This window comes from Limnohabitans sp., from assembly GCF_038134685.1.
Classification (GTDB): Bacteria; Pseudomonadota; Gammaproteobacteria; order Burkholderiales; family Burkholderiaceae_C; genus Limnohabitans_A.
On record NZ_JAYPVP010000024.1, the window covers coordinates 1 to 4,015 of the forward strand.

The following is a 4,015-nucleotide window of genomic DNA, read 5'->3' on the forward strand; positions in this document are numbered from 1 at the left end:
GACCAGCCCCGAGCCCATCATTTCCCCCAGCTGGTCACCCAACGGCCGAGAGTTGGCCTATGTGTCCTTCGAGACGCGCAAGCCGGTGGTTTATGTGCACGACGTGCCGACTGGCAAACGACGTGTGCTGGCCAATTTCAAAGGGTCGAACAGCTCGCCCAGTTGGTCTCCCGATGGCAAGCAGTTAGCGGTGACTTTGAGCCGCGATGGGGGTTCACAGCTTTACCTCATTTCCTCACAAGGGGGTGAGCCACGACGACTCATTTCGTCGACTTCCATTGAAACCGAACCGGTTTTCGCGCCGGATGGTTCGGCCATTTATTTTGTGAGTGATCGCGGCGGCTCACCACAAATCTACCGCACACCCACTCAGGGTGGGCCTGTGCAAAGGGTGACCTTCACGGGCAACTACAACATTTCCCCCGCGATCAGCCCCGATGGCAAAACCCTGGTCTTTGTCTCCCGTTTCGGTGGCGACTACCGACTCGCCCTCATGGACTTGCAGTCTGAGCAAGTGACACCTGTGACCTCTACACGTGCAGACGAACGACCCAGTTTTGCCCCCAATGGTCGATTGATCGTCTTCGCCACCAAGATCAATGGCCAAGAGGCCTTGATGACCACCACCCTGGACGGAAAAATTGTCGCCAGACTGGCAGGGCAAACCGGTGACATCCGGGAGCCCAACTGGGGTCCGTTTTCTGGGCAATGACCCACTATGATCTTCACCCATCCACCAACTCAAGCTTTTGGAGCTTTTTTTTCATGAAAAACTTTTTCCTCATCGGTCTCATTGCCCTGTTGTCGGCTTGTGCATCGAATGTCAAAACCAGCGATGTTCCTGTCGAAGACAAGGCTGGCACGTCGGCATCACAAGGCTCACAAGCGCAATCTGCAGTTGCACCGATCAAAGTGGATGAGTTGGCCATTGCCAAGGCGGGTCCTGCGCAAGTGGCTCGCGTGGTCTACTTCGACTTCGACAGCTTTGTCATCAAACCCGAATACCAGTCTGTGTTGGCTGCACACGCCAAATTCATGCGTGAGCACGCTGCAGCCAAAATGGCCATTGCGGGTCACACCGATGAACGTGGCGGTCGTGAATACAACTTGGCACTGGGTCAAAAACGCGCCGAAGCCGTGAAAAAAGCCCTGTCGCTCTTGGGCGTGTCGGAAAGCCAGCTCGAGGCGGTCAGCTATGGCGAAGAGAAGCCGGCTGACAACGGCAATGGCGAGGCCGCTTTCGCCAAAAACCGCCGTGCTGAATTGAACTACCGCTGATGAGCACCCGTCTCTTAGCCACTTTGATGTTGTCGCTTGGGCTGGTGTTGCCAGTCCGGGCGGCCTTGTTTGAAGATGAAGAAGCTCGTCGAGCCCTGATCGACCAACGCCAAACGATCAAACAGCTTCAAGAGCAAGTTCAACGGTTGGACGATGAAAACGCCCAAATCAAACGGGCCTATCTGGATTTGCAAGCGCAAAACGAGAACCTCAGCAAGCAGTTGGCAGTGCTTCGTGGTTCGCAAGAAGAGTTGGCCAAGCAAATTTCAGATGTCCAGCGGGGCTACAAAGATCTGGCTAAAGAGATTGAAGACCGTTTCGGTGGCATTGAAAGCCGCTTGCAAAAGCTAGAACCCGTCAAGGTGACGGTTGATGGTTTGGAGTTTGTGGCCGAACCTGCTGAAAAGCGTGACTATGAAGCCGCATTGGATTTGTTCCGCAAGGGCGAATTCGCTCAGGCCGCTGCGGCTTACCAAGTGTTTGTGAATCAATATCCCCGGTCAGGCTACCTGCCAACCGCCTTGTTTTGGGCCGGCAATTCCTTGTATGCCATTCGCAAATACAAGGATTCCATTGCTGAGTTCAATCGGGTGGTGACGCAGTTCTCGACCCATCCGCGTGCCTCTGAAGCCATGCTCTCGATTGCCAATTGCCAAATTGAGCTCAAGGATTTGCGCACAGCGAAAAAAACCATTGATGCCCTCATCAAGCAATATCCTGGCTCTGATGCAGCCATTGCAGGAAAAGAGCGCCTGTCCAAACTGCGTTGATGGCGTTGACCATGTCACTGAGTGAGTTTCAAGCATTGGGTGACTGGGTGTTATGGGGCGCTTTTGCGCTGTCTTGCCTCTTGGGGTGGACGCTCCACCGCACGCACTTTTGCACCATGGGTTCCATCAGCGATGTGATGCACCTTGGCGATTGGCAGCGTGCCCATCAGTGGCTGATTGCCATTGCCTCCAGCATGCTGATCGTGGGATGGTTGAATGAGTGGGGCCTCATCGATGTGCAGCAAGCCGTCTCCGTGAGCCAACGGCTGTTGTGGTTGTCCCTGATCGTGGGTGGAACGCTGTTTGGTTTCGGCATGGTGCTCGCCTCGGGTTGCGGCGCCAAAGTCTTGGTTCGCATGGGCACGGGCAACCTCAAAGCTTGGGTGGTTTTCCTGGTCATGGGTTTGGCCAGTTTTGCAACCATCAAGGGCATCACCGCGGTCTTGAGAAATGCAACCGTTGACCGATTGGCCTGGGAGGCCAATTACCCGTTGACACTGCCCAAAGTCTTGGAGCACTGGACCGGCCTTGGTTTCAGTCCGGTGTGGGTGGCAACGGCCTTGGCCCTGCTGATCTTCGCTGGGATCGCCTGGAACGCCAATGGCCGAGTGGCCAAAAACTGGGGCGTTGGGGTTTGGGTGGGGGTGATGGTGGGCCTGGCTTGGTTGATCAGCGGCTATTGGGGGCATGTGGCTGAGCACCCGGAGACGTTGGAGCAAGTGTTCATCAAAACCAACTCCAATCGAATGGAAGCCTTCACCTTTGTTGCACCTGTGGCCTATACCTTGGACTGGCTGATTTATTTCAGCGATGCCAACAACACGCTGAGCATTGGCGTTTGCTCGGTGTTGGGTGTGGTGGTGGGCGCGCATGTGTCGGCTCGCCTCAAACAAGGTTTGCGTTGGGAATCGTTTGCCGATGCCGACGACCTGAAGCGCCACGTGCTGGGTGGCGTCCTCATGGGTGTCGGCGGTGTGACCGCCATGGGCTGCACATTTGGACAAGGCCTCAGTGCGCTGTCGGTGCTCAGCCTGGGTGCATTTTTGGCTTTGCCAGCCATCGTGCTGGGTGCGGTATTGGCCATGAAATACCAACTTTGGCAACTCGAGCGCCATGGAGGCTGATTACGCCCGGCGCTTCTCTGGCTTGGACCGCTTGTGGGGGGCTGGCTCCTCACAACGATTGGCCAATGCCCATGTGGCAGTCGTCGGCTTAGGCGGCGTCGGCAGTTGGTGTGCTGAGGCTTTGGCGCGCAGCGGAGTGGGGGCCTTGACCTTGATCGACTTTGATCAAGTGGCTGAATCCAACATCAACCGCCAAGTTCATGCCCTGACCCAAACCGTGGGGCAAGCCAAAATTGACGCCATGCGCGATCGAATCCTGGGCATCAACCCCAGTTGCCACGTGCATTTGGTTGAAGATTTCCTCACCCCAGACAACATCGACAGCACTTGGCCGGAGCAAGCTCAGGTGGTGGTGGATGCCTGTGACCAAGGCGCAGCGAAATTGGCCATGGCCTTTCGGTCCCTGCGTCAGGGGCTGCCCCTGGTGATGGTTGGGGCGGCTGGTGGCAAGTCTCAGCCGCAAGCGGTTCGAGTTGGCGACTTGTCGCAAGTCACGCATGACCCCTTGTTGGCCCGATTGCGCAGAGACGTGCGCCGTGAATTGGCCTGCACGCCCCAGCAAGCCCTGGGCATCGCTTGCGTCTACAGCCAAGAAGCCGTCAGAGCCAGCCAGTTGTGTGAAGCCGACGCCATGTCGGCACACGATTTGAATTGCCACGGGTATGGCTCGTTCGTTGGCGTCACCGCGACCTTCGGTCTGGTTGCAGCTTCCTGCGCAATTGAGCACCTCATCAGAGGAAAAAGCGCCATAAACAAGTTATAATGTTGGCTTCACTGATGAGCAAACAGCAACAAACTGCTGCTTGGTTTCATCAGGTCAGTGGGACGTTAGCTCAGTTGGTA

At 56.2% G+C, this 4,015-nt stretch carries 5 protein-coding genes and 1 tRNA gene (1 of these 6 cut by a window edge); all 6 read left to right on the forward strand.

Features of this window, described 5'->3' with window-relative positions; translation table 11 throughout:
- Nucleotides 1-712, forward strand: a 712-nt coding sequence (locus AAFM15_RS09915; protein WP_341686557.1) for an LpqB family beta-propeller domain-containing protein, incomplete at its 5' end; no start/stop codon positions are given.
- 53 nt (nucleotides 713-765) lie between these two features.
- Entirely contained in the window at nucleotides 766-1,278 is a 513-nt protein-coding gene (gene pal, locus AAFM15_RS09920) for a peptidoglycan-associated lipoprotein Pal (RefSeq protein ID WP_341686558.1), read from the forward strand.
- Nucleotides 1,278-2,048: a tol-pal system protein YbgF gene (gene ybgF, locus AAFM15_RS09925; protein WP_341686559.1), complete on the forward strand. Its 771-nt coding sequence runs from the start codon at nucleotides 1,278-1,280 to the stop codon at nucleotides 2,046-2,048. Before pal ends, ybgF begins: the two co-directional genes overlap by 1 nt.
- Before the next feature lie 11 nt (nucleotides 2,049-2,059).
- Nucleotides 2,060-3,172, forward strand: coding sequence for a YeeE/YedE family protein (locus AAFM15_RS09930; protein WP_341686580.1), 1,113 nt, complete (start codon nucleotides 2,060-2,062; stop codon nucleotides 3,170-3,172).
- Nucleotides 3,162-3,935 carry a tRNA threonylcarbamoyladenosine dehydratase gene (locus AAFM15_RS09935; protein ID WP_341686560.1) on the forward strand — a complete coding sequence of 258 codons (774 nt, stop codon included), beginning with the start codon at nucleotides 3,162-3,164 and terminating at the stop codon, nucleotides 3,933-3,935. The genes AAFM15_RS09930 and AAFM15_RS09935 overlap by 11 nt, the downstream gene beginning before the upstream one ends.
- Before the next feature lie 59 nt (nucleotides 3,936-3,994).
- Nucleotides 3,995-4,015 (forward strand) — tRNA-Lys (locus AAFM15_RS09940); it runs 155 nt beyond the window's last position.

Excerpts from the sequence above, each read along its gene's own strand:
- AAFM15_RS09935 (WP_341686560.1), top strand. The coding sequence starts at position 3,162 with ATGGAGGCTGATTACGCCCGGCGCTTCTCTGGCTTGGACCGCTTGTGG.
- AAFM15_RS09930 (WP_341686580.1), top strand. The coding sequence starts at position 2,060 with ATGTCACTGAGTGAGTTTCAAGCATTGGGTGACTGGGTGTTATGGGGC.
- pal (WP_341686558.1), top strand. The coding sequence starts at position 766 with ATGAAAAACTTTTTCCTCATCGGTCTCATTGCCCTGTTGTCGGCTTGT.
- ybgF (WP_341686559.1), top strand. The coding sequence starts at position 1,278 with ATGAGCACCCGTCTCTTAGCCACTTTGATGTTGTCGCTTGGGCTGGTG.